We start from the raw sequence: 22,864 nt of genomic DNA, 5'->3' as shown, positions 1-22,864 counted from the left end.
TTCACTGTGGACGGTCCGGCGGGGGTCAGGAGAACTGGGGTGCGACAGGCGCGGCGAGCTGACTGCTGAGCAATATGTTGTCGACCTGGTCCAGGGCCAGTCGCAGCGCCCCCAGCGCGACGCCTTCGTCGCTGAGCGTGGAAGCGCGCAGTTCCGGCACGCGCAGGCAGTGCTTGGCGAGTTCGCGGCGCAGCGGGTCGAGGACCAGGTCTGCGGAACGCGAGAATCCGCCGCCGTACACGACAATCTGCGGGTCGAGGGTGAGCACGAGCGCGGCGACGCCGACGGCGAGGTCGCGGATGTAGCGCTGGACGGCGGTCTTCGCCGCGCTGTCACCCTCCCGCGCGGCCTGGAACACCCAGGCCGCCGCCTCGCCGGGTTTCGCACCCGAGGGCGCCCCGGAGTAGGCCGTGAGGTGGTCTGGTGCGTTGAGCCAGCGCACGGCCTTGAGTGCTCCTATCTCTCCAGCCACTCCCCCATGACCGCGGCGAAGGGTGCCGTCGATGATGAGGCCCGCGCCGGTACGCAGACCGGCGAGCAGGTAGACGATGTCGTCGGCGTCCTGGGCGACGCCTTTCCAGCGTTCGGCGACAGCGGCGAGCTTGCAGTCGTTCTCCACTCGGATCGGGCAGGTGAACCGGATGCGGAGATGGGCGACGGGATCGGCCTCCCGCCACCCCGGCAACGGGGTGGAGATGATGCTGCGCCCGTTCTCGTCGACCGGGCCCGTCACTCCCACGGTGATCGCCCAGATGTCCGGGGCAGCCATACCGGCCTCGCGCAGCACGTCGTCGATGGTCTGGTCCACCGCCGCGAGCCGCTCGGCGGGACCGGCCTGCGGGTCGGCCGGGCGGCGCAGGGACTGGACCGGATTTCCCTCCAGGTCGCAGAGCATGACGAGGATCTTGTGCACGCCGATGTCGATGCCGAGCACGTGTCCGGCGTTGGCGCGGAAGCGATAGCGCCGGGCGGGTCGCCCCACCGTGCTGCTGGCCCCTGGTTCCTCGACCTCTGCCCAGCCGTCGGCCACCAGCTGTTGCACGAGCACGTCCGCCGCGGGCCGGGACAGGCCAGTCCGGCCCGCGAGCTCGGTGACGGTCGAGGGCGCGGTGCCGCGCAGGGCCCACAGGACGGACAGCTGGTTCATCTCCCGCATCCGGGAGAGGTCTGTTCCGCTCATCGCCATGCTGTGCCCCTCTGGAAAGCGCGTACCACCACAGAATAATGCTACGCAGTTTACTAAGTCCGGTCGCGCGCCGGGCTCAAGCGATCGGATACGCCTGCCCCGCGCCCGGATCGACTGCCGGTGCGAAGTCGACCTCGCGCCCGTCGAGCGAGAATCGGTAGCGACCCAGCCTGCGAATGTCGGGCCGGTGGTCGAGGTACTGGGTCATCGCCTCCAGTTCGTCCGGGCGCAGCCAGCCGGGTGGATCCGAGATCGCGCGGAAGCCGCAGATGTCGGCCAGGTCGCGCAGCCAGCTCTGCTGCTGGTCGGTGAGCAGGTTGAGGCGGCTGCGGAAGTACACGACGTCCGGGTCGACTTCGAGCACGGGGGCGTGCCACAGACGGTGCAGGGTGTTGACGACGGCGTTGCGGGCGAGAGCGTCGGAGGGGTCCTGCGTGGCGTAGTGGTCCCACATCGGGGCGACGTCGGGGCCGCTGCGCAGTCCGTCGATCAGGCCGAGTGAGGGCAGCAGTGGCGCGCCACTGCCCAGCAGGTAGGCGTCGTCCCCTGCCGCTTCCCGGATGGCGCGCAGGCCGGTCTGGTAGGCCTCTTCGCGGTCCACGTCGGCGAAGCGGGCCCCTGGCGTGGTGCCGGCCTGGAGGAAGTCGAGCTTGAGGTAGGTGAACCCCCACTCGTGGGTGACGCGGTGGATGGTCTCCCGCAGATGTTCCTGTGCCGAGCGCAGGGTGAGGTCGAGGGTCCAGTACCCGATCCCCCAGTTGTGGCCCGCGACGACCGGCGCTCCGCCGGCGTCGCGCAGCAGGAGTTCCGGTCGCTTGCGCGCGGTCTGGGAGTCGGGGTGGACGATGAACGGGGCGAGCCACAGACCGGGGCGCAGCCCCGCGTCCGTGATCCGGTCGGCCAGCGCCCGCATCCCGGCGGGGAACTTGCGGTTGGCGTGCCAGTCCCCCACCTGCTCCTCCCAGCCGTCGTCGATCTGGGCGACGTCGAAGGGCAGGCCCCGCAGGGAGTTGATGTCCTTGGCGAGCTGGTCCTCGGTGATGTTCTCGTAGTAGGCGTACCAGCTGCACCACACGTCGCCGGCCCGTTTGGTGCTACGCCCCAGGCGTGCGCCGAGTTGCTCCGCGTAGGCGGCGAAGACCTCGTCCTCGTCGCCGTAGGCGAGGAACCACGGGGCCCCGCCGGACTCGTACCAGCCGACGAGGGTGTCCTGGTCGGCGGCGAGCCGGGGTACGCCCAAACCCAGTGCTCCCAGGAGAAGCACCCGCCCGTCGGGTCCCTCCAGGGCAGCGACCGCGGACGAGTGGTGGCGACCGGGGTCGTCCCAGGTGGTGTCGTCCGCCGTCAGGCGGCGCTCTGCGCTGGCGATGCGCAAGGGGACGTCGGAGAGACGGCGCCATCCGCAGGGACTCCAGGAATTGTGTCCGTGCCGGTAGAAGAGCGCGTCGCCGAGTCCGTGCAGGAGGGCTGCTCGGCCGGGTGGCAGGAGCAAACCTCCGTTGACGAGCCGCGGAACGGCGCTGCCCTCGAGCTCGGCGCCGAACGTGCGGCCGCCGACGGTCAGGAATTGGGCCATGGGTGTCCTCGCGTGAGATGGGCAGACGGCTACTTGAAGAGGGCGTTGACCTTGTTGTTCGCCTCCTTCAACGCCTCGTCTGCCTTGGCGTCGCCGAGGATGACGGACTGGATGGCGTCCTGGACGATCGGATTGAGCTCGGTGCCGTGCTCCGTGACGGGCAGCAGGAAGGTGTCCTTCTTCGCGGCGCCGGTGAAGGCGTGCACGTCCCGTCCCGCGGCCTGGTGCGCGGCGTCCACCTTCTGGCTGGCGCCGGTGATGGCGGGGAAGACCACGGCGCGCTCGGCGACGCGGTCCTGGCAGTCGGCCGAGCCCAGGAACCTGACCCACTTCCAGGCCTGTTCCGGATGCTCGCTGCCGGCCCAGATGGCGTCGGACAGGCCGTTGATGGAGCTCTTGCGCCCCTGCGGCCCGGCAGGCAGAGGTGTGAAGGCGAGCTTCTGCTTCACCTTCGGGTCGGTGAAGGTGAGGATCGTCCACGAGCCGGCGATCGTCATCGCGCCCTTGCCCGCGATGATCAGCTCGGAGTTGGCGACGCTGGACTGCTTGTCGAGACGGGGCGCATACCCCTTGTCGATGAGGCGCTTGAACCAGTTGATGGTCTCGGCGAGCTTGGGATCGTCGTAGTTGTAGTGGGTGCCCCAGGGGTTCTTGTCGAGGTAGGTGAACCCGTTGGCAGCGGCGAAGACGGCCCAGCCGTTCTGCCCGTTGGCACCGTCGGCCCACTCGGGCAGGAACCCGTAGACCTGGACGCTGTTCTTGTCGAAGGCGGGGTCGAGACCGTTGCGGCCGTTGGCGTCGACCGTGGCCTTGGCGATCACCTGCTCGAACGTGCCGCCGTCGGCCGGGTTCCAGGTGAGGTCCTCCAGCTGCGCGGGGTCGACACCCTGCTTCCCGAGCGCGTCGGTGTTGACCACCAGCGCCATCGTGTCCCAGTCCTTCGGTAACCCGTAGCGCTTGCCGTCCTTGACCCACACCTCGCTCAGGCCCGGCTGGTAGGCGGCGAGGTCGACCTTGTCGCGCTGGACGAAGGGTTCTACGTCCAGGAGCTGGTTCTGGCTGGCGAACTGCGGGTAGTAGGTGCTCTGGTTGGTCCACACGTCGGGCGCGTCGCCGGAGGCGAGCTGGGTGGTGAGGTTCTGCCAGTACTGGGCCCAGGCCGTCTGCGTGATCTTGACGGTGATGTCCGGGTTCGCGGCGTGGAAGGCGTCCGCGCAGTCCTGGTAGGCGGGCAGTTGCCGGTCGTCCCACAGCCAGTAGTCCAGCGTCGTCGCACCATCGGCACCGTCGCCGGTGCTCGAGCAGGCGGCGAGGGGGGCGGCGAGGGCCAGGCTCAGCAGGAGGGCGCCGGCGCGCCGTCGTGTGGATCGCATGGTTGGTCTGCCTCTCGGGTCGGGCCGGCTCACTTGATGCCGGTGAAGTTGAGGGACTCGACCAGGCGGCGGCCGAGGAAGATCAGCAGTACGAGCACGGGCAGCACGGTCAGCGTCGAACCGGCCATCAGCCCGGTCCAGTCGGGCTGGGTGTTGGGAGACTGCTGCTGGAAGATGCCGAGCGCGACGGTCAGCACCCTGGTCTTCTCGTCACGGCCGGTCAGCAACGGCCACAGGAAGTCCTTCCAGGACCACACCGCGGTGGTCAGCCCGATGGTGAGCAACGGGCCACGGCTCATCGGCAGCACCACGCGCCAGAACATGCCCCAGCCGCCCACACCGTCCAATGTGGCCGCTTCCTCGATCTCGCGGGGAATCGACAGGAAGAACTGGCGCAGGAAGAACACGGCGAACGGGGTCATGAGCACGCTCGGGGCGACCATGCCCGCGAAGGTGTTCAACCAGCCGAGGTTCTTCACGAGCACGAAGTTGGGCAGCAGGGTGAAGATCGGCGGGACCATGAGCGCGGCGATCAGCACACCGAAGACCAGGTCACGGCCGGGAAAGCGGAGCCGGGCGAAGGCGTATCCGGCCATCGCGCAGCACTGCGTCTGCACGACCGTGATCAGTCCGCAGTAGACGAACGAGTTGAGCAGATAGCGCAGGAAGTCGACCTTGGCACCGGAACCACCGGCCGCCCGCGCCTCCTGCTGACTCGTCAGTCCGAGCACCCGCAGGAAATTGATCATCGTGGGGTTCTCCGGCAGCAGGCCGACCCCGTCCGAGTACAGGTCGGCCGCGGGCGTGAGCGCGGTGCGCACCATCCAGTAGAACGGGAAGATCGTCGCCACCGCGGCCACGGCCAGCAACGCCCAGGCGGCGATCCGGCCCAACTGGATCTGACCCAGCGGCATCCGGGTGCGGGCGGGTGTCATGGGCACTCTCCTCATGCCAGGTCCGAGCGGGAGGCGCGCAGGAGCCGCATCTGCACGGCGGTCAGCACCCCGAGCAGCAGAGCGAGCACCACGGCGATCGCGGAGGCGTAACCCATGCGGAAGTTCGTGAACGCCTGTTCGTAGATGTAGAAGTAGATGACCCTGGTGGCACCGACCGGTCCGCCCTTGGTGGTCACCGCGATGGTGTCGAAGATCTGGAACGAGCCGATCAGGGAGACCACCAGCACCAGGGCCAGCACGGGGCGCAGCAGCGGCAGGGTGATGCGGGTGAACATCCGCCACTCGCCGGCACCGTCCAAAGAGGCGCTTTCGTACAGATATCGGGGGATCTGCAGCATTCCCGCGTAGAGCAGCAGAGCCGTGTAGCCGGCGTAGGCCCAGGTGTTGATGCCCGCGACGGTGGGCATCGCCCACGTCGGCGAGGTGAGGAAGCCCGTGGTGCTCAGCCCCACCGCGCGCAGGACGTGGTTGACGAAGCCGATGTTGGCGTCGAGCATCCACATCCACAGCAGGCCCACGGTGACGTTGGGAACCAGCCAGGGCACCAGCAGCATCGCGCGGATCGCCACCGACTGGGTCAGACGGTGCATCAACGTGGCCAGGGCGAGTGCCAGCACGGTCTGCGAGACGATGTTCAGCACGACGTAGTAGCCGGTGACCTTGAGCGCGTTCCAGAACTTGTCGTCGTCCACGAGGTCGCGGTAGTTCTCCGCGCCGACGAGGTTCGGTGCCGCCAACATGCCGTAGTCGGTGAGCGAGTAGTAGACGCCCAGCACGGTCGGGTACGCGTAGAACAGCACGAAGCCCACCAGCACCGGCGCCAGGAACAGCCACGCCACCTTGCGGTCGTCGCGTCGCCGCGGCGTTGCAGCAGTCTTGCCGGCGCCCATGGACACGCCTCCGCATCAGGGACCTTCGCGCCTCACTCTTGCCAGTGGGGCGCTGTTGCTACATATTGATGAGGAATAGTGAAACTTTGTCAATCCTCAAGCGGAACTATTTGGGACCCTGCAGCTCTCCTCATCCCCTGGAGGTCGCACCATGCCCACAGCCACGCCCAGACGCCGGAGGTTGGTGGCCGCACTGTGCGCCGCGGCTGTCACCCTGCTCCCCGCCGCGATGCCCGAACTCACTCTTGCCGCGGACGTGTCCGCACAGGGCGTTCCTGACCGTCCGGCTCCCGGCCCGGCCCCGGATCCGAGCCTGCCCGCCCACGCCCTCGCCACCGCCGACGCGCCGCTGGACAACCCGCTCAAGGGGTTCGCCCGCTTCCTCCAGCCGGGCACCGACCCGAACGCCGGCTACCCGCTCTCGTTGACGTGGGCCTACTTCGGCCTGTCCGAGGTCATGACGGATCCGAACAACTGCTCCAGCTACAACTGGAGCATCGTGGACAACGCCCTCAACACCATCGCGGCGGCCGGCAACCACGCGGCGATCCGCCTGTACATGGAGTATCCCGGCGGCGGCACGGGCACCCATCCCGGCAACGCGATCCCCGCGTGCTTCAACGGGCAGGTCGCCATGCGGCACAACGCCTACTGGGACGTCACGAGCCCGGACTACGACAACCCGTTCCTGATGACCGGGCTCAAGAACTTCATCACCGCGTTCGGCGCGCGCTACGACGGCGACCCCCGGCTCGGCTACATCCACTTAGGACTGATCGGCCTGTGGGGTGAGTGGCACACCTGGCCCTACGACACCGACACCTCGGGCGACACCTATCCCAACTACATGCCCACCGACGCGAACGCCGCCGACATCCTCAACACCTACAACCGCGCGTTCACCCGCACCAGGCTCGAACTGCGCTACGCGGACAACGCGGGCGGTGCCGCCAACACCCTGCCGCGCATCGGCTACCACGACGACTCCTTCTGCTACCGCGAAGGCGGACAGGGCGTGACACTCCCGATCTCCATGGGCGGCGCGCCCTGGGCCCAGTTGCAGAAGGCTCTGGAACGCGGTGTGGAGAACCGGTGGATCACGGCCTCGATGGGCGGTGAGGTCCGCCCCGAGATCCAGTCCGTCGCGTTCGCCAACTGGCCGGGTGGCTCCGGCCCCGTCGACAACATGAAGGCGTGCATCGAACTCGAGCACACCACGTGGAAGATCAACGAACGCAGCCTGGAGTACTCCCCCACCGACCCCAACGTGGCCGCGGCCGTCCGGTTGATGGGTTACAACTTCACCGTCCGCAACGCCTACTTCCACGACACCGCGCAGGGCGCCACCAAGGTGGGCGTGCAGATCGACAACACCGGCGTGGCCCCGTTCTACTACCCCTGGACCGTCAGCCTCGGCCTGAAGGACTCGGCCGGCACCGTGGTCAGGACGTGGGACACCTCCTGGGACCTGAGGCAGGTCCAGCCCACCCGCATCCGCGCCTTCCCGGACTGGGGCGTCGGCGCGGACCCCACGTACCGGGACTTCGGTCACGCCCGGTACTTCGACGCCCCCGTTGACCTGTCCGGCCTGAACACCGGCGGCTACCGGCTCGTCCTCAAGGCCAAGAACCCGCTCGAGGCGATCAACGCCAACGCCAAGAAGCTGCGCTTCGCGAACGCGGGCCAGAACGCCGACGGATGGCTCGACCTCGGCGGGATGACCGTCGGCGCCGGCCAGTCCGCGGGGAGCTACGAGGCCGAAACCCCGGGCAACACCCTTGCGGGGAGCGCCGTCACCAGTGCGTGCGGCGGATGTTCCGGCGGCAGCAAGGTCGGCTACCTCGGCAACGGCGGCACCCTCAGGTTCAACAACGTCGACGGCGGTACCGGTGGGACGCGCACCGTGACGCTGCACTACGCCACCCAGGTGGCCCGCAGCGCCAGGATCCAGGCCAACGCACTGGCGCCCCAGACCGTCAGCTTCCAGCCCACCCCTGACTGGGTCACCCCGAGAACCACCACCGTGACCCTGAACCTGGGCGCCGGGAAGGGGAACACCGTCACCATCTCGAATCCCTCCGGCTGGGCACCGGACATCGACAAGATCACCGTGAGCTGAACAGGGCGGCCCTGGGGCCCGTCTGGGCCTCGGGGCCGCCTTTCACACTCCACCATCAGCGCCGTGCGGAAGGCTTTCCCATGACCACCAACACCCACCGCGATCTCCGTCTCGGCGTCCTCGGCTACGGGCTTCGCGGCTCGATCGCCCACACCGCCCACCGCCCTGGCGCAGGCAGCCGAGTCGTCGCACTCGCCGAGCACGACGCGATCGCGCGAGCGCAAGCGGGCAAGGCCTTCCCCGATGCGCTGATCACGGCCGACCACCGAGCAGTCATCGAGTCCCCGGACGTCGACGCGGTGGTGGTCCTCACCCCCGACCACACCCACGCCGATCTCGCGTGCCAGGCCCTCAAAGCGGGCAAGCCGGTCTTCGTCGAGAAACCCCTGGACATCTCGATCGAGCGGTGCGACGAACTGCTGCGCACTGCTTATGAGACAGGCAGCCGCCTCTACGTCGGGCACAACATGCGGCACATGCCGGTGGTCCGCCTGATGCGCGACATCATCACGCGCGGCGAGATCGGCCAGGTCAAAACGGTGTGGGTACGGCACTTCGTCGGCTCCGGAGGCGACTACTACTTCAAGGACTGGCACGCCGAACGCCGTTACACCAACGGACTGCTGCTCCAGAAGGCCAGCCACGACCTCGACGTCCTGCACTGGCTCGCGAACGGCTACACCCGGCAGGTGCAGGCTTTCGGCGACCTGATGGTCTACGGCGACAACCCGCACCGGCGTCTCCCCGGTGAGCCCAAGCACGCCGACTGGCACGAGACCGCCAACTGGCCACCGCACACCCAGCGCGGACTGAACCCCGTCATCGACGTCGAGGACGTGTCGCTGGTCAACCTGCGCCTCGACAACGGAGTGCTCGCCGCCTACCAGCAGTGCCACTTCACCCCGGACTACTGGCGCAACTACACGGTCATCGGTGACGCCGGCCGCCTCGAGAACTTCGGCGACGGGCCCGGCGCGGTGGTGAAGGTGTGGAACTCCCGCAGCTCCTCCTACAGCGACCAGGCCGACGCCCAGTACCACGTGCCGAGCGACGAGGGAGACGACGGACACGGTGGCGCCGATCCGCTTCTCGTCGACGAATTCCTGCGTTTCGCGCGGGAAGGCGGCATCACGGACACCTCACCCGTTGCCGCGCGCATGGCCGTCGCTGCCGGCGTGCGGGCCACCGAGTCCCTTCGCGCTGGAGGTGTCCCGCACGAGGTGCAGGACCTCGCCCCCGAGTTGGTGTCGTACTTCGAGAACGGGCAGGACACGTCGGCGCGGTCGTAGCAGGCATGCGTCCATGGAGTCCACTTTGGACTCTGGGACAGGCGCGCAGGGCCTTGGAGGCTCAGCAAGAACGGCCATGACCCGGCGGCTCAAGTCACCCACTCAGCCCCTTGACTTGACCACGCTCGCGCAGCTGAAGCAGTAGCGTCCGACGTCCACATCCACCTCGCTCGCAGATCCCATCCCGTGAGACTCAGAGCACTGGAGCACGGCAGCCAACCTAGGTTAGGCTACCCATATGACTCGAGTTGCTGTGTTGGGCGCCCGCGGGCGGATGGGCGTGGCGTCGGTCCACGCAATTGAGGCCAGCTCCGACTTGACCGTGGTTGCCGAGATCGACATCAACGACGACATCCAGGGCATCGTCGACAACAATGCCGATGTCGTCCTCGTGTTCTCGCCGCCTGACGTTGCCCACGAGCAGGTCCAGTGGTGCATCAAGCACGGGATTCATGTGGTGGTGGGGACGTCCGGCTTCGACGAGTCGGCCGTGGAGCAGATCCGCGCCGCGCTGGTCGACCATGATGACGTCAACGTGTTCGTCGTTCCGAACTTCTCGATCAGCGCGGTGCTGATGGCCAGGTTCGCTGAGAAGGCCGCCCCGTACTTCGAGTCTGTCGAGATCATCGAGCTGCATCATCCCGACAAGGTGGACGCGCCGTCGGGAACGGCGCTGCACACGGCCGAGCTGATCGCTCGCGCTCGCGCCAAGGCGGATTGCGCCCCGTCACCCGACGCCACCTCCCTCGACCCGTACGGCGCGCGCGGCGGGCGAATCGAGGGAGTCTCCGTGCACTCGGTCCGGGTCCGCGGGTTCATGTCATCGCAAGAGGTGCTCTTCGGCGTCGGCGGCGAAATTCTGAGGCTGCGATACGACTCCGTGACGCGCGAGTCCCTCATGCCTGGAGTGCTCACCTCGCTGCGAGCCGTCTCCACCCTCACCGGTGTGGCGGTCGGACTCGACGCCGCGATGGACCTGGGCTGACACGGAGAAGCAAGGCAACGCACGGACCTTGCGCCAGGTCCCGACTCTGGTCGCCACCGGACAGCGGGTGGCGACCTTCGAGCCCGCAAGATCGGTCCGATGCCTCGGCAGGCAGATTCCGGCTGGTGAACCACCGCTAACACCAGTCGGCCCATGACTGACCACCGTCCAACCACGCATGCGTCGGCGGATACCACGTCGTGCGGTTCTTTCCTTGGTGCTGAACAACACCACCCCCTGAAGGGAAACCAATGAGCATCGAACCGCTGGCGCTTGACGGGGTCGTTCCGTTTCCGCCGGAGACGGCAGCCAAGTACGTCGCCGAGGGACACTGGCGTGATCAGACGCTGCCGGAGCTGCTGTTCGCCACCGCGGAGCGCTTTCCCGACAAACTCGCTGTCATCGACCGCAAGGCCGAGTTGACCTATGCGCAGCTCACGGACGAAGTCCTGCGCCTCGCGGCCGGCCTGCGGGAACTGGGGCTGACCCGTGGTGACCGGGTGGTGGTGCACCTGCCCAACATCTACGAGTACATCGCCGTCGTCTTCGCCTTGTGGGAGCTCGGGGTGGTTCCCGTCGTCGCTCCCATCGCGCACCGTCGTGCCGAGATCGAGTACTTCATCGAGATCGCCGAGGCGCGCGCCTACATCACGGTCGCCTCGGACAGCGGCACCGATCTCGCTGCGATGGCTGCCGATCTGTTGCAGCGATGGCCCCAGCTGGAGCACACCGTCGTACTCGAACGTGATGGCGGTGGCGCCGAGTATGAAGCGTTGCTGTCCAAGGGATCGCTCGAGCACGCGCGACGGTGCAGCCCGCAGGACGTGGCGCTGTTGCAGATGTCGGGCGGCACGACGGGCGTTCCGAAGCTGATGCCGCACACGCACCAGACGTACGGCTACGCGCTGCGGAGAAGCGTTGGGGAACGAGGCATCACCGAGCGCACCGTGCACCTGCTGGTGATCCCGATCTGCCACAGCATGTCGACGCGTTCGCCCGGATTCCTCGGTGCGTTCAGCGTGGGCGCCACCATCGTGATCGCACCGAACGGCAGCCCCGACACGGCGTTCCCGCTGATCGAGAAGCACGGGGTGACCCGCGTTTCGCTGGTACCCCCGATCCTGCTGGCCTGGCTGAACTCCTCGCTCCGCAAGCGCTATGACCTCTCCAGCCTGAAGACGCTCATGTGCGGCGGCGCGAAGCTGACCGAATCCGTGGCGTCGCGAGTCGAACCGGAGTTCGGCGTGCAGCTGTCGCAGAGCTTCGGGATGGGTGAGGGCCTCGTTGTCAGCAATCCCGCCGACGTCGACCGGGCCACCAGCGTGCGATACCAGGGCCGGCCGGCCTCGGCGGCCGACGAGTGCATCGTCATCGACGACGAGGGCAACGACGTGCCGCCCGGCGCACCCGGTCACCTGCTGACGCGAGGACCGTCGGTGATTCGCGGGTACTACCGCAACCCCGAGCAGAACGCGCTGGCGTTCACGAGCGATGGCTTCTACCGCACCGGCGACATCGTCGAGCGGGACGAGCGTGGGTTCATCAGGGTCGTGGGCCGGTCGAAGGACCAGATCAACCGGGGCGGCGAGAAGATCGCGCCAGAGGAGCTGGAGAACGCGCTGCTCACTCATTCCGGCGTCCACAACGTCTCCGTCGTCGGCATCGACGACGACGTTCTCGGCGAACGCATCAAGGCGTACCTGATTCCCCGGACGCCGGAGAGCGCGGCCGAGCTCACCTTGGGCAAGCTGCGCGGGTTCCTGCGCGACAAGGGCCTCGCCACGTTCAAGCTCCCCGATGTCGTGGAGGTCGTCGACGAGTTCCCCTACACCGCGGTCGGCAAGGTCAGCAAGCGCCTGCAGCGCGAGCTGAGCTAGACGCATGTCGACCAAGACCACACGTGTCCTCGTCGTGGGAGCGGGCCCCGTCGGAATGGTCTGCGCCCTGGCGCTGAATCGGCTCGGTATCCCGGTGACCGTGCTCGAGTCCGAGCCGGCGCCGGTGCAGGACCAGCGCGCGGCGACCATCCATCCAAGCACCCTGGAGATGCTCGACGAACTGGGCGTCACCGAGAAGATCCGGGCGCACAGCCTGCTCTCCAGCACCTATCGGTTCCACGACCGGCCGACCGGAGAGGTCGTGGCGGAGTTCGACCTGGGCCGGCTCAAGGACGAGATCCGGTTCCCGTACGTGCTGCAGTACGAGCAGTACAAGCTGACCGCTGCCATTGCCGAGGAATACGCGAACGAGTCAGACTTCGACGTGCGGTTCTCCCACACGCTGACCGGTCTGACCGAAACCGCGAGCGGCGTCGAGGTGGAGTACACCTCCCCCGCCGGCACGGAACGCATGGCGGTGGCCTACGTCGTCGGCTGTGACGGTGGCCGATCGACGGTGCGCAAGCTCGCCGGCATCGAGTTCGAGGGATTCACCTATCCGGAGCGGTTCATCAAGATCGCGACCAGCTTCGACCTCCAGACCGTCAAGCCGGATCTGGCGTACCGCAACTACTTCTCGGACCCCAACGAGTGGGCCAACGTGTTCAAGGTGCGGGGAGAATCGCCCGAGGGGCTCTGGCGGGTGATCCTGCCGATCGGCCACGACGAGGACGACGCCACCGCGTTGTCGCCGGCGCGCGTCGAGGAGCGGCTGCAGAAGTTCCTCCCGAAGACCGGCTCGTACGACGTCGAGTACCGCAACGTCTACCCGGTCAACCAGCGCGTGGCCGCGACCTTCCGTCAGGGGCGTCTCCTGCTCGCCGGCGACAGCGCGCACGTGAACAACCCGATCGGCGGCATGGGGATGAACGGCGGCATCCACGACGCCATCAACCTGACGGAGAAGCTCGCGAAGGTGATCGCCGGTGAGGCCGGCGACGACCTGCTCGACCTGTACAGCCGCCAGCGGCGCCATGCCGCGGTGAACTACGTGCAGGCCCAGACGATCGCGAACAAACGGCTGTTGGAAGAACGCGACCCCGAGGTGCGTCGGCGCAACTTCGACGAACTGCGCCGCACCGCCGAGAAGTTCGACACCGCGCGCGCCTACATGCGGCGCGCGGCCCTGTTCGACAGCCTGCAGGACGCAGGCTCCATCACCTGAGGCACGACGAGTCTGGGGCAGTACGGCACGCCGTACTGCCCCAGACTTCTCAGTTCGCTCGGCCGTCCAACAGGTTCTTCAGCAGTGGGCCCCACTTCAGCAGACCGGAATCGGGCTCGAGGATGGACTGGTGGTCTTCGTCCTCAGCGACGAAGAATGCGAAGTTGGTCAGGTGGCCACTCCATCCCAGCGCGTCCTCGCGGCCCAGCTCCGCCACTCGAGGCGTGTGCGTCGCGGAGGACGCGATCACGAGCGCCTCGATGTCGAGAACGCCCCGCGTCGGCGCGGACGTCAGGACATCACAACGACGGCCGGCCGTCTCGACGGCCTTGAGCTGCTTCGCATCGGCGAGCAACTCGGTGAACGCCTCCTCGCCGAAGGCTTTCCGCATCTCGTCCCGCATCGACTCGGCGCCTCCCGGTCGTTCGAGGAGCTCCGTCGAGTTCTCCGAACCGGCAGGCATGGCGTCCACGATCACCAGGGGGCGGACGCGTTCGCCTCGGGAGAGGAGCTGGCGCGCCACGGCGAACATGATGTGCGCGCCGTACGACCACCCCAGCAGTTCGTACGGTCCGGCCGGCTGCAGCCCCTGGATGACGTCGGCATAGGTCGAGGCGAGGTCGTCGAGGTCGTCGAACTCGATCTCCAGGCCGATGATCGCCGGATCGTCGATCCCGACCAGCCCGACCCCGTCCGGGAGGTATCCCGACAGTTCCGAGTACATGGACGAGGCCCCGAACTTCGGGTGCGCGCAGAACAGCGTGCGGCCGTTGAGGGACTGGGTGAACCGGGTCGCGATCGCGGTGATGTCGGCCTCGGGATCGGCGTCCGGGTGCATCTTCTGGTCGACCAACGCACTCAGTTCACCGATAGTCGAGGCGGTGATGACGTCCCGCATCGCTGTGTTCACGGGGAACTTGCGGTTCATCTGCGACGCGAGCCGCATGGCCGCGAGCGAATGCCCGCCCAACCGGAAGAAGTCGTTCGCCGCGCCCAGGACCAGACCCTCGTCGAGGTCGAGCACAGCGCGGAAGATCGCGGCCACCGCCAGCTCCGTCTCGGACTCGAGTGGCCGGCCCGTGCTGACCCCGGACGCGGCCACGTCCGCCGCGGGCAACGCCCGGCGATCCAGCTTCCCGGTCGGGGTGAGGGGGAAGGACTCCACCGGGACGAGGGCTGCCGGGACCATGTAGTCAGGCAGGTACCTGGACAGATGGTTGCGCAACGACTCACTGATGTCGTGGTCCGCGGTCGTGCTGTAGTAGGCGGCCAGTTGTAGTCCCGTGGCGTGCTCGAAGGCGACCACTTCGGCACGCGTCACGTCGGGGAACTTCTGCACCACGTCCCGGATCTCGTCCGGTTCGATGCGATAACCGCGAATCTTGATCTGCTCGTCGGCGCGACCGAGGTAGTCGATCATCCCGGCTTCGTTCCACCGGGCGAGATCTCCGGTGCGGTACATGCGTTCCGCGGGTTCCCACGGGCAGGCGACGAAACGTTCGGCGGTCATCGCGGACTGGCCCCAGTATCCGCGCGCGGTTCCTTCGCCTGCCAGGTAGAGCTCGCCGGCGACACCGGGAAGCGCGGGTTGCAGGTTCTCGTCGAGGATGTAGGCCCTGGTGTTGAAGATCGGCGTCCCGACGCTCGAGTCGGTGCTGTCGGCCAGGTCGGCGCCGAGGGCGTTGATCGTGTATTCCGTTGGCCCGTAGAGGTTGTACGACTCGACTCCGGGGGCGTCGCGCAGCTGTTGCCACAGCCGGTCGGGGACGGCCTCCCCACCGAGGGAGACGAAGACGACCCCGGGCGCGTCGGAGGACACGGACCGGCCGGCCGGGCGGTCTCGCTCGAGCAGCCCTTCCTCGACCAGCAGTTGCCCGTACGACGGGGTCACGTCGAACCCGTCCATGCGGACCTCGTCGTAGTGAGCCAGCAGCCGCTGGTGGTCGCGACGCATCTCCTCGTCGATGACGTGCACCTCGTGTCCGTTCAACAGCCAGAACAGCTGCTCCCACGAGGCGTCGAAGGAGAAGGACGTCGTGTGCGCGATCTTCATCCGGCGCCCGCGCTGGTGGTCCACCACCCGATCGAAGATCTTCTCGACGTGGTTGACGTACATGTTCGTCAGTCCGCGGTAGCCGACGGCGACTCCCTTGGGCCGTCCCGTGGTTCCCGAGGTGAAGATGATGTACGCGAGGTTGTCGAGCGAGACCGGCCCGCCGCGCTCAGCGTCCGTGATCGGATCCGCGGCCCTCTGCGCGAGGCGATCCAGCGTCGTCGCGAAATCCAGGTTGATCACCTTGCCGGCGGCGCCGGTGATCCGGTCCACGTCGCGGTCGGTCACCAGAGTGACGGTCGCCTCAGCGACCTCGAGCATGTAGCCGATCCGTTCGTCCGGCAGTTCAGCGTCCACCGGAACGTAGGCGGCTCCGATGGCGAACACCGCGAACATCGCGATGACCGTGCGCTCGTCGCGCGGCAGCAACAGCGCGACCCGGTGCTCCGGGCGCACTCCCTCTTCGAGGAGCAGGCGGGCGTAGCGATTCACCTCAGCGAAGAACTCGTCAAAGGTGAACAGGCGATCTCCGGCGACCAGCGCGGTTTCGAATCCGGACAGCCGCACCTGCCGCTGCAACAGCTCGGCGACCGTGACCGGCTCGATGTCGCGGACGAGATCAGCGGCGACACCGGTGTGCGGGTCGGTCTCGTCCGGCAACAGCGCGGACATCGTGCCGACGGACTCGTCGAGCCGCCGAGTGAGAGAAGTGAGCACCTGCACGTAGCGCTGGAGCAACAGTTCCGCGGCCGGGGCGTCGAAAGCGTCGCGGCGGTAGGACAGGCGCACGTGCACGGTCGCCGCCCCGTCGCGTTCTTCCGGGTCGATCGCGAACGTCACCGGGTAGTGGGTCGCGTCGTCGACCTTGGCGCCGACGACCTGCAACCCGCCCGTGTCTTTCCCTGCGCTCTTGCCCAAGGGCACGTTCTGCACCACGAACAGCGTGTCGAACAGAACAGGAACGCCCGCATTGGCCTGGATCTGCGTCAGAGCGGCCTGCGGGTGGTCGATGACGTTCAACTGCTCGGACTGGACCCTGGCGAGCAACTGCCGGTTCGTTTCGAACGGGGGCAGACTCACCCGCATCGGGACCGTGTTGAACAGCAGCCCGATGATCCGGTCAGCGTCGGGCAACGCCGGCGGCCGGCCGGAAACGGTGTTGCCGAAGACCACGTCGTTGCTTCCGACGAGCCGGCTGAGCGCGATCCCCCACGCGGTCTGCAGCAGGGTGCCCACCGTGACCCCGGCATCTCGCGCGGTGCGGAACACCATCGAGGCCTCTGCCGGGCTGAGGTCGAGGTGCAGTTCACCGGTCTCGCTCCGCGCGTCACCGAGGTCGGCGAAGTCCGGGCACAGCAACGTCGGGCCGGCCACCTCCGCGAGGTAGTGGTCCCAGGCGCGGTAGGCGGCTTCGGGATCCTGGTCGTCGACCCAGTCCAAATAGGACCGGAAGGACGCCGGTCGCACCCGGTCGGCGTAGCCGTCGTCGGTGTAGATGCTCAGGATCTCGCCGAACACCGCGTTGATGGACCAGCCGTCCAGCAGGATGTGCTCGAAACTCATGACCAACGTCCACGCCTGGTGGCCGTGTTCGAGCAACGTGAACCGGATCAGCGGCGGGACCTCGAAGTCGAACGGCTCACCTCGCTCGGCCGCCAGGAACTGCTCCACGTCGACCCCGAGGCCACCCCACTCGTCCAGCCGGATGACCCGCACGGGGACTTCGACGCCGGACGGGATCACCTGCACGTCGCCGGGCGGGACGAACGCCGCCTGGAGGTTGGGGTACCGCTCCATCGCACTGGCGATGGACGCCAGCATCCGCCCGGGATCGAGATCTCCCGCGAGCTGCCGGGTCACCTGCGAGACATAGGTGTTGTGGTCGTCGGATTCCTGCGACCGCAGCAGGTGGTAGAACAATCCGCGCTGCAACGGGGAAAGCGGAAGGATCTGGGCGTCGTGCCCGTAGCGGGCGCGGATGGATTCTTCCTCGCCGGGTGTCAGCGTGACCCGGTCCGCGCGGCGCAGGGTGAACGCGTCCCGGCGCTCGTGGTCGGCGGCAGGGACTCCGGCGCCGGCGATCTCTTCGGTGATCGCGGCGGCCAGCGCCTTGGTGTCGACGTCAACGGTGTCCGCCGACTCCACCCAGACGCGGACCTCACGACCCGTGACGTGCACATGGATGCCGAGTCCATCCGCTGGTACGCCGACACCCGCGGCCTGCTCGGTGATCAACTCCGCTTGGCTGCGGAACACACCCACGCGGATCCGTGGAATCGGAACATCGTCGAAGAAGCGGCTGAACCGGGGGTGTTCGGCCAGCGCGGCGTATTCGTCCGCTCGCTCCGGGCTCAGCGCGACGACACCACCGTCATCAAGCAGTACGGGGAACCTACGCGTCCTCAGTGGACCGTCGGACTCGTGGAGCTCCACGAGCGGATCATCTTCAGCGATCCCGGCCAAAGCCTTGGCCACGGCCGTCAGTACCACGGACCGCAGGGATGTCTCGTCGACGGCGGGAACCGCTCGCCCAGCCGAGGCAGCCGCGTCAGCGAGCTGATCTACCCAGTCCTCCCAGAACGGGTCGTCGAGGACGGCCGCCAGTTCGTCGTCCTTGTAGACGGTCGCGGCCGGAGTGGACGTGACGACGACCATCGGAATCTTCGCCTGATAGGCGGTGACCAGCTCGGTGAGCTTCTCCCTGACCGCGTCCAGCACCTCGGGATTGCCGGTCTCGGCGACCAGCTCACCGGCGCCGTCGTCGCGGATCGCCAATCGCACGGCGGAGCCTGCTCCCGACAGGACGTGACTGACGTGATCGACCGCCGCCCGCCAGAACGGAGCCACGCCGATGTCGAAATCCTCGAGCGGCAGCCGGAAGCCGCGGACGTCACCGGCGTTGTCGTCGGCTTTGGTCCGGCCCCCGTCACCGGCACGAACGATCTGGGCCAGTTGCCTGACCGTCAGCTCCGGGTGCCGAGAGCCGAGCACGAGGAAGCGCGCTGTGTTCCGCAACAACCGTGACGTGGTCTCCGCCGAGAACAACTCACGGGCCGCGTTCAGATTCACTCCGAACGCCCCGCTGCCCAGCCTTTCGATGCTCGACACGAGGTCGAACAGCGCAGGCTGGGATGCCAGCGGGCCATCCGCTGTGGTCGAGGCGTAGTTGGTGAGCGGCGACGCCGCACTTCCACCGCGATCCACGTAGGCGGCCATCACCTGGAAGAGCGGGCTGATCCCGACCTGCCGCGGCGGGTTCACCGCCTCGACCACGTGCTCGAACGGAACGAGCTTGTGGTCAGCGGCCTCGAGCATGCGATCGCGGCACCGCAGCAGTGTCTGCGCGAAGCCGGCATCGGCGTCGACATCGGCGCGCACGACGACGGTGTTCACGAAGTAACCGATCAGGTCCTGCAACTCGGGCTGGTCGCGCAGACTGGCCGGCGTGCCGATGGGCACCACATCGCCTGCCCCCTCGTCCCACAGCGCCAAGGAGAACGCCGCGATCAACGCCTGCAGAGGTGTTGCCTTGAGTTCGAACAGCAGCTCGTCGACCGTGGCTGTCTCGTCGCTCGTGAGGGACGTGGTCGCCGGCCGGATGGTTCGTTCTTCGGACGCGTCGCGTGGCTGGTCGAGAGGCAGGACGGTCTCGGTCGGGAGCTCCGACAGCAGGTCCTGCCAGTACCGCAGATCCAGTTGATAGCGAGAATCCGGATCTTTCCGACTTCCCAGCACATGCCGCTGCCAGACCGCGAAGTCGGCGTACTGGGTCGGCAGGGGCGCGACCTCGGCGGGGTCGCCGGTCGCCGCTTCGAGGTAGAACTTGTTCAGTTCGTGGACGAGGGTCCCGAAAGAATCCGCGTCGGTGACGATGTGGTGCCCGTAGGCGACGAGCACATCGCCAACGGAATGGCGCAGCAGGTGGAACTTCAGCCCGAACTCGGAGGTGAAGTCGAGGGGCAGTGCGGCAACCTGAGCGATCTTGTCGCTGAGCGGCTCGGTACCGACGTCCTCGACCTCCAGGACCGAGGTGTCAGCGTCGGGCTCCGGACAGATGACCTGGCGGAGCGATGAGGACTCCTCGTCCGGCACGAGGATCGTGCGCAGGATCTCGTGACGAGCGACGACCCGGCGTACCGCAGTTGTCAAAGCATCCAGATCGAGCCGCTCCCCTGCCTGCAGCACGATCTCGGTCCGATAGATCGAACGCCCCGCGATCTGCTCTGTGAACCAGAGTGACTGCTGTCCATAGGAGACTGGCAGGACGTCTGGGCGCGATAGGTCGCCGATCCGTGTGCTGGACGTCTCGGCGGTCGCGGTCGTGGTGTCGGCGATGCGGGCGAGGTCGCTGATGCGGGGGTGGTCGAAGACGTCGCGGAGTGTGAGTGCGGTGCCGAGCAATGCGTTGGCACGTGCGACGACACGTGCTGCCAGCAGCGAGTGCCCGCCGAGGCGGAAGAAGTCGTTGTCCACGCCGAGATCGGTGTCGAGGTGCAGGACGTCGCGGAAGATGCCGGCGAGGGTGATCTCGGTGTCGGTGTGCGGTGACCGGCCGTCGGCCGCCCCCTCGGCGAGGTCTGGTTGCGGCAGCGCGCGGCGATCCAGCTTCCCGTTGGCGGTGACGGGGAATCGGTCCAGGCGGGTGAACGTCGTGGGGACCATGTAGTCCGGCAGCGATCGTGCGAGGTGCTCGCGGAGTGCGTCGAACGGCACCGCGTCCGCGGCCGTGATGTAGGCGGCGAGGTACTTTCCGCCTGCGGGGTGGTCCAAGGCGGCGATGGCGGCACCCGATACTGCTGGGTGCTGTTCGAGGGCGGCGCGGATCTCGCCGGGTTCGATCCGGTAGCCGCGGATCTTCACCTGGTCGTCGCTGCGGCCGAGATAGTCCAACTGCCCCAAAGAGTTCCACCGCACCACATCCCCAGTGCGATACAACCGCGCGCCGTCGTCACTGAACGGATCAGCCACAAAACGGTCAGCCGTCAGGCCAGGGCGACCGACGTATCCGTCAGCGAGCTGCACTCCCCCGAGGTAGAGCTCTCCTGCCACACCGGCCGGAACTGGACGCAACCAGGCGTCAAGCACGTGGGCTGTTGTGTTCGCGACTGGTGCACCGATTGGGGTGTCGTCGGTGATGACGGCCGCTGTGCCATCGCCGGTGACCTCGGTCGAACCGTAGAAGTTGTGCAGTACTGCTTGTGGCGCAACGGTTCGCATGGTGTTCGCGGTACCCGAGGTGAGCGCTTCACCGGAGGAGATCCACGACCGGATCGAGGCCAGCGCCGTGGGTGCGTCGTCGTGGCGGACGAGGACGTCGGCCAGACTGGGCACGGTCAGCAGATGTGTGACGCGGTGCCGGGCGATCGTGCCGAGCAGACCGGCCGGATCCTGCGCGGTCTCCGCCGGCACGACCACGATCCGCGCACCGGCGATCATCGGACCGAACAACTCCGTCACCGCGTCGACGAAACCCACGCCGCTCTTCGAGAGCGCCACACTGTCCGATGTGTAGTCCAGCACTTGCTGACCCCACGCAAGACGGTTGGCGAGCGCGCGGTGTGTGAGAACCACGCCTTTCGGGTTGCCCGTCGTTCCTGATGTGAAGATCACGACAGCTGCGTCGAGTTCGTTCAGCGGCCGGGACGGAACAGGGGCGGTTTTCTGGCCGGTGGCCAGCTGTCGCCGTACCTCGGCGATGTACTGGTCGGTGATCACGACGCTGGGTGCCGCGGTGTCGAGGATGTGCTTGATGCGTTCCGCGGGATATCCCGGATCGATCGGCACGTAGGCCGCTCCCGCGCGCAGTACCGCGGTAAGTGCCACGACGCGGTCCACTGAGCGCGTCATCGTGATCGCGACGCGGTCCCCGACGCGCACGCCCTGCTCGATCAGGAGGTGGGCGAGAGCGTTGACCCGTGCGTCGAACTGACCGTAGGTGAGTTCGACGCCGTCGGCGACGACCGCGACCGCATCCGGATCGGCCGCGACCCGGTGGCGCACCAACGCATCCACCGTCATCGACGCGACATCGAGCGCCTCGCCTCGTGCCCACGTCGAGTCCGGACCGTCGAATCCGGTGCTCAGGTCGTGCAGCGTCTGGGCCGGGGACCCGTCGAGAACGGCGCTCAGGAAGCGGCCGAACTGCTCGGCGTGCAAGAAGGGATCACCTGTGGCGGACCCCGCGGACAGCTCCAGCCGGATTCCCGTGCCGGGGTTGCGATAGATCGCGAGGTCGAGCGATCCCACGGGACCGGTGCTGATCGTTTCAGGGACCGCGTCGATGTCGCCCAGACGCGGCATCGATTCGAAGAGCCTGATGTTGATCGTCGGGAGCGCGAGGTACGAGGCCTGACCGCCGGGCCACAGACGGGCGATCTGGTGATCTTCGACAGCGGTGTGACGCCGCGAGGTCCTCAGCTGGTTCGCGACGATCTCAAGGACGTCTTCGAAGGTGTCGTACGGGCTGATCTCGGTGACGACCGGGACTGCCCTCGAGATCGCGCCCGGCGTCTTCAACGATTCGCGATCATCGCGCAACATCAGCGGAACCCGGACCGCCACGCAGTCACGACCATCGACCAGCGCCGTGTAGACACCCCACACCGCGATCAGGGAATCAGTCCAGGAAACCCGTGCAGCACGGGCGAACTGCTGAACCTTCGAGTAGGTGTCATCGGGAACCGGAACGACAACCGGCTGACTCGAGGACACGAAGACCTCGGACAAGTCCTCCACGTCCTCGCGGCCGGCGTACTCGATCCCGAGGATGCCACCCCAGTACGCGACACCTTCCTCAATTCCAGAACCACCGGGGTCCTTGGCGTCCACGACGTTCTTCAGTGCGCCGAACCAGCGGTCCGGGACCGGGTCGCCGGCCTGGAGCGCGGAGTAGACCTCAGCGACGCGACGGATGAACAGGGAGATGCTGTAGCCGTCGACCAACAGGATGTTGGTGACCAGGATCCATGCCCACGTGCCGTTCTCGCGACGAATCAGGGTCGAGCAGGTCGTCGGTTCCCCGCCCTCGGTGGCTGGTGCCGCAGTGAGTTGTTCGCGGGCCAGCACCCGGATCTCGTCGTCGCCACGGCCGGTGTCGACGATCTCCGTCGTGAGTGTCGTGGCGAAGTCGACGTACTGAAAAGGAACACCATCGTCGTCGCCGAAACGCACCCGCAACGCATCGGTCTCGGTGAAAACGGCACTGACCGAGGACGCGAACACGGCCGGATCGACCTGGCCGTCCAGCCAGATCAGCTGCCCCGCACAGAACACCGAGGACTCCGGGGCAAGCCGCCGAGCCACCCAGTTGCCCCGCTGGCTCGCGGTCAACTCCAC

11 protein-coding genes are annotated in these 22,864 nt (G+C 67.4%); 5 read left to right on the top strand and 6 right to left on the bottom strand.

Annotated elements, in window-relative coordinates:
• Positions 1-25: 25 nt before the first annotated feature.
• From OG205_RS07810 to OG205_RS07790, 5 genes are all read right to left on the bottom strand, one after another.
• Positions 26-1,180: an ROK family transcriptional regulator gene (locus tag OG205_RS07810; protein WP_330275570.1), complete on the bottom strand. Its 1,155-nt coding sequence runs from the start codon at positions 1,178-1,180 to the stop codon at positions 26-28.
• A gap of 82 nt (positions 1,181-1,262) precedes the next feature.
• Positions 1,263-2,762 carry a glycoside hydrolase family 36 protein gene (locus OG205_RS07805; protein ID WP_330275569.1) on the bottom strand — a complete coding sequence of 500 codons (1,500 nt, stop codon included), beginning with the start codon at positions 2,760-2,762 and terminating at the stop codon, positions 1,263-1,265.
• Positions 2,763-2,791: 29 nt separating this feature from the next.
• Entirely contained in the window at positions 2,792-4,135 is a 1,344-nt protein-coding gene (locus OG205_RS07800) for an ABC transporter substrate-binding protein (RefSeq protein WP_330275568.1), read from the bottom strand.
• 29 nt (positions 4,136-4,164) lie between these two features.
• The gene (locus OG205_RS07795; protein ID WP_330275567.1) at positions 4,165-5,070 is read right to left on the bottom strand and encodes a carbohydrate ABC transporter permease; all 906 of its coding nucleotides are present in this window, start codon (positions 5,068-5,070) and stop codon (positions 4,165-4,167) included.
• Positions 5,071-5,081: 11 nt separating this feature from the next.
• Entirely contained in the window at positions 5,082-5,981 is a 900-nt protein-coding gene (locus OG205_RS07790) for a carbohydrate ABC transporter permease (protein ID WP_330275566.1), read from the bottom strand.
• A gap of 151 nt (positions 5,982-6,132) precedes the next feature.
• Here OG205_RS07790 and OG205_RS07785 point away from each other — a divergent pair, with 151 nt between their 5' ends.
• The 5 genes from OG205_RS07785 to OG205_RS07765 all read left to right on the top strand — a co-directional run bounded on the left by OG205_RS07785 (position 6,133) and on the right by OG205_RS07765 (position 13,476).
• Entirely contained in the window at positions 6,133-8,100 is a 1,968-nt protein-coding gene (locus OG205_RS07785) for a DUF4832 domain-containing protein (protein WP_330275565.1), read from the top strand.
• An 80-nt stretch (positions 8,101-8,180) separates the two neighbouring features.
• The gene (locus OG205_RS07780) at positions 8,181-9,389 is read left to right on the top strand and encodes a Gfo/Idh/MocA family protein (protein ID WP_330275564.1); all 1,209 of its coding nucleotides are present in this window, start codon (positions 8,181-8,183) and stop codon (positions 9,387-9,389) included.
• 238 nt (positions 9,390-9,627) lie between these two features.
• Positions 9,628-10,374 (top strand): 4-hydroxy-tetrahydrodipicolinate reductase, encoded by a 747-nt coding sequence (gene dapB / locus OG205_RS07775; RefSeq protein WP_330275563.1) that lies wholly within the window; start codon positions 9,628-9,630, stop codon positions 10,372-10,374.
• A gap of 251 nt (positions 10,375-10,625) precedes the next feature.
• A complete protein-coding gene (locus tag OG205_RS07770) occupies positions 10,626-12,251 on the top strand; it encodes a (2,3-dihydroxybenzoyl)adenylate synthase (RefSeq protein WP_330275562.1) in 1,626 nt (541 codons plus the stop codon).
• Between the two features lie 4 nt (positions 12,252-12,255).
• A complete protein-coding gene (locus tag OG205_RS07765; RefSeq protein WP_330275561.1) occupies positions 12,256-13,476 on the top strand; it encodes an FAD-dependent oxidoreductase in 1,221 nt (406 codons plus the stop codon).
• 49 nt (positions 13,477-13,525) lie between these two features.
• Here OG205_RS07765 and OG205_RS07760 read toward each other — a convergent pair whose 3' ends face one another.
• On the bottom strand, positions 13,526-22,858 hold the full coding sequence (locus OG205_RS07760) for an amino acid adenylation domain-containing protein (RefSeq protein ID WP_330275560.1): 9,333 nt from the start codon (positions 22,856-22,858) through the stop codon (positions 13,526-13,528).
• Between the last annotated feature and the right edge of the window lie 6 nt (positions 22,859-22,864).

Source organism: Lentzea sp. NBC_00516 (assembly GCF_036346835.1).
Lineage (GTDB): Bacteria > Actinomycetota > Actinomycetes > Mycobacteriales > Pseudonocardiaceae > Lentzea > Lentzea sokolovensis.
This window is presented reverse-complemented; position numbering and strand designations above follow the sequence as displayed.

Coding starts and splice junctions, on each gene's coding strand:
- OG205_RS07810 (WP_330275570.1), bottom strand. CDS start 1,180: ATGAGCGGAACAGACCTCTCCCGGATGCGGGAGATGAACCAGCTGTCC.
- OG205_RS07805 (WP_330275569.1), bottom strand. CDS start 2,762: ATGGCCCAATTCCTGACCGTCGGCGGCCGCACGTTCGGCGCCGAGCTC.
- OG205_RS07800 (WP_330275568.1), bottom strand. CDS start 4,135: ATGCGATCCACACGACGGCGCGCCGGCGCCCTCCTGCTGAGCCTGGCC.
- OG205_RS07795 (WP_330275567.1), bottom strand. CDS start 5,070: ATGACACCCGCCCGCACCCGGATGCCGCTGGGTCAGATCCAGTTGGGC.
- OG205_RS07790 (WP_330275566.1), bottom strand. CDS start 5,981: ATGGGCGCCGGCAAGACTGCTGCAACGCCGCGGCGACGCGACGACCGC.
- OG205_RS07785 (WP_330275565.1), top strand. CDS start 6,133: ATGCCCACAGCCACGCCCAGACGCCGGAGGTTGGTGGCCGCACTGTGC.
- OG205_RS07780 (WP_330275564.1), top strand. CDS start 8,181: ATGACCACCAACACCCACCGCGATCTCCGTCTCGGCGTCCTCGGCTAC.
- dapB (WP_330275563.1), top strand. CDS start 9,628: ATGACTCGAGTTGCTGTGTTGGGCGCCCGCGGGCGGATGGGCGTGGCG.
- OG205_RS07770 (WP_330275562.1), top strand. CDS start 10,626: ATGAGCATCGAACCGCTGGCGCTTGACGGGGTCGTTCCGTTTCCGCCG.
- OG205_RS07765 (WP_330275561.1), top strand. CDS start 12,256: ATGTCGACCAAGACCACACGTGTCCTCGTCGTGGGAGCGGGCCCCGTC.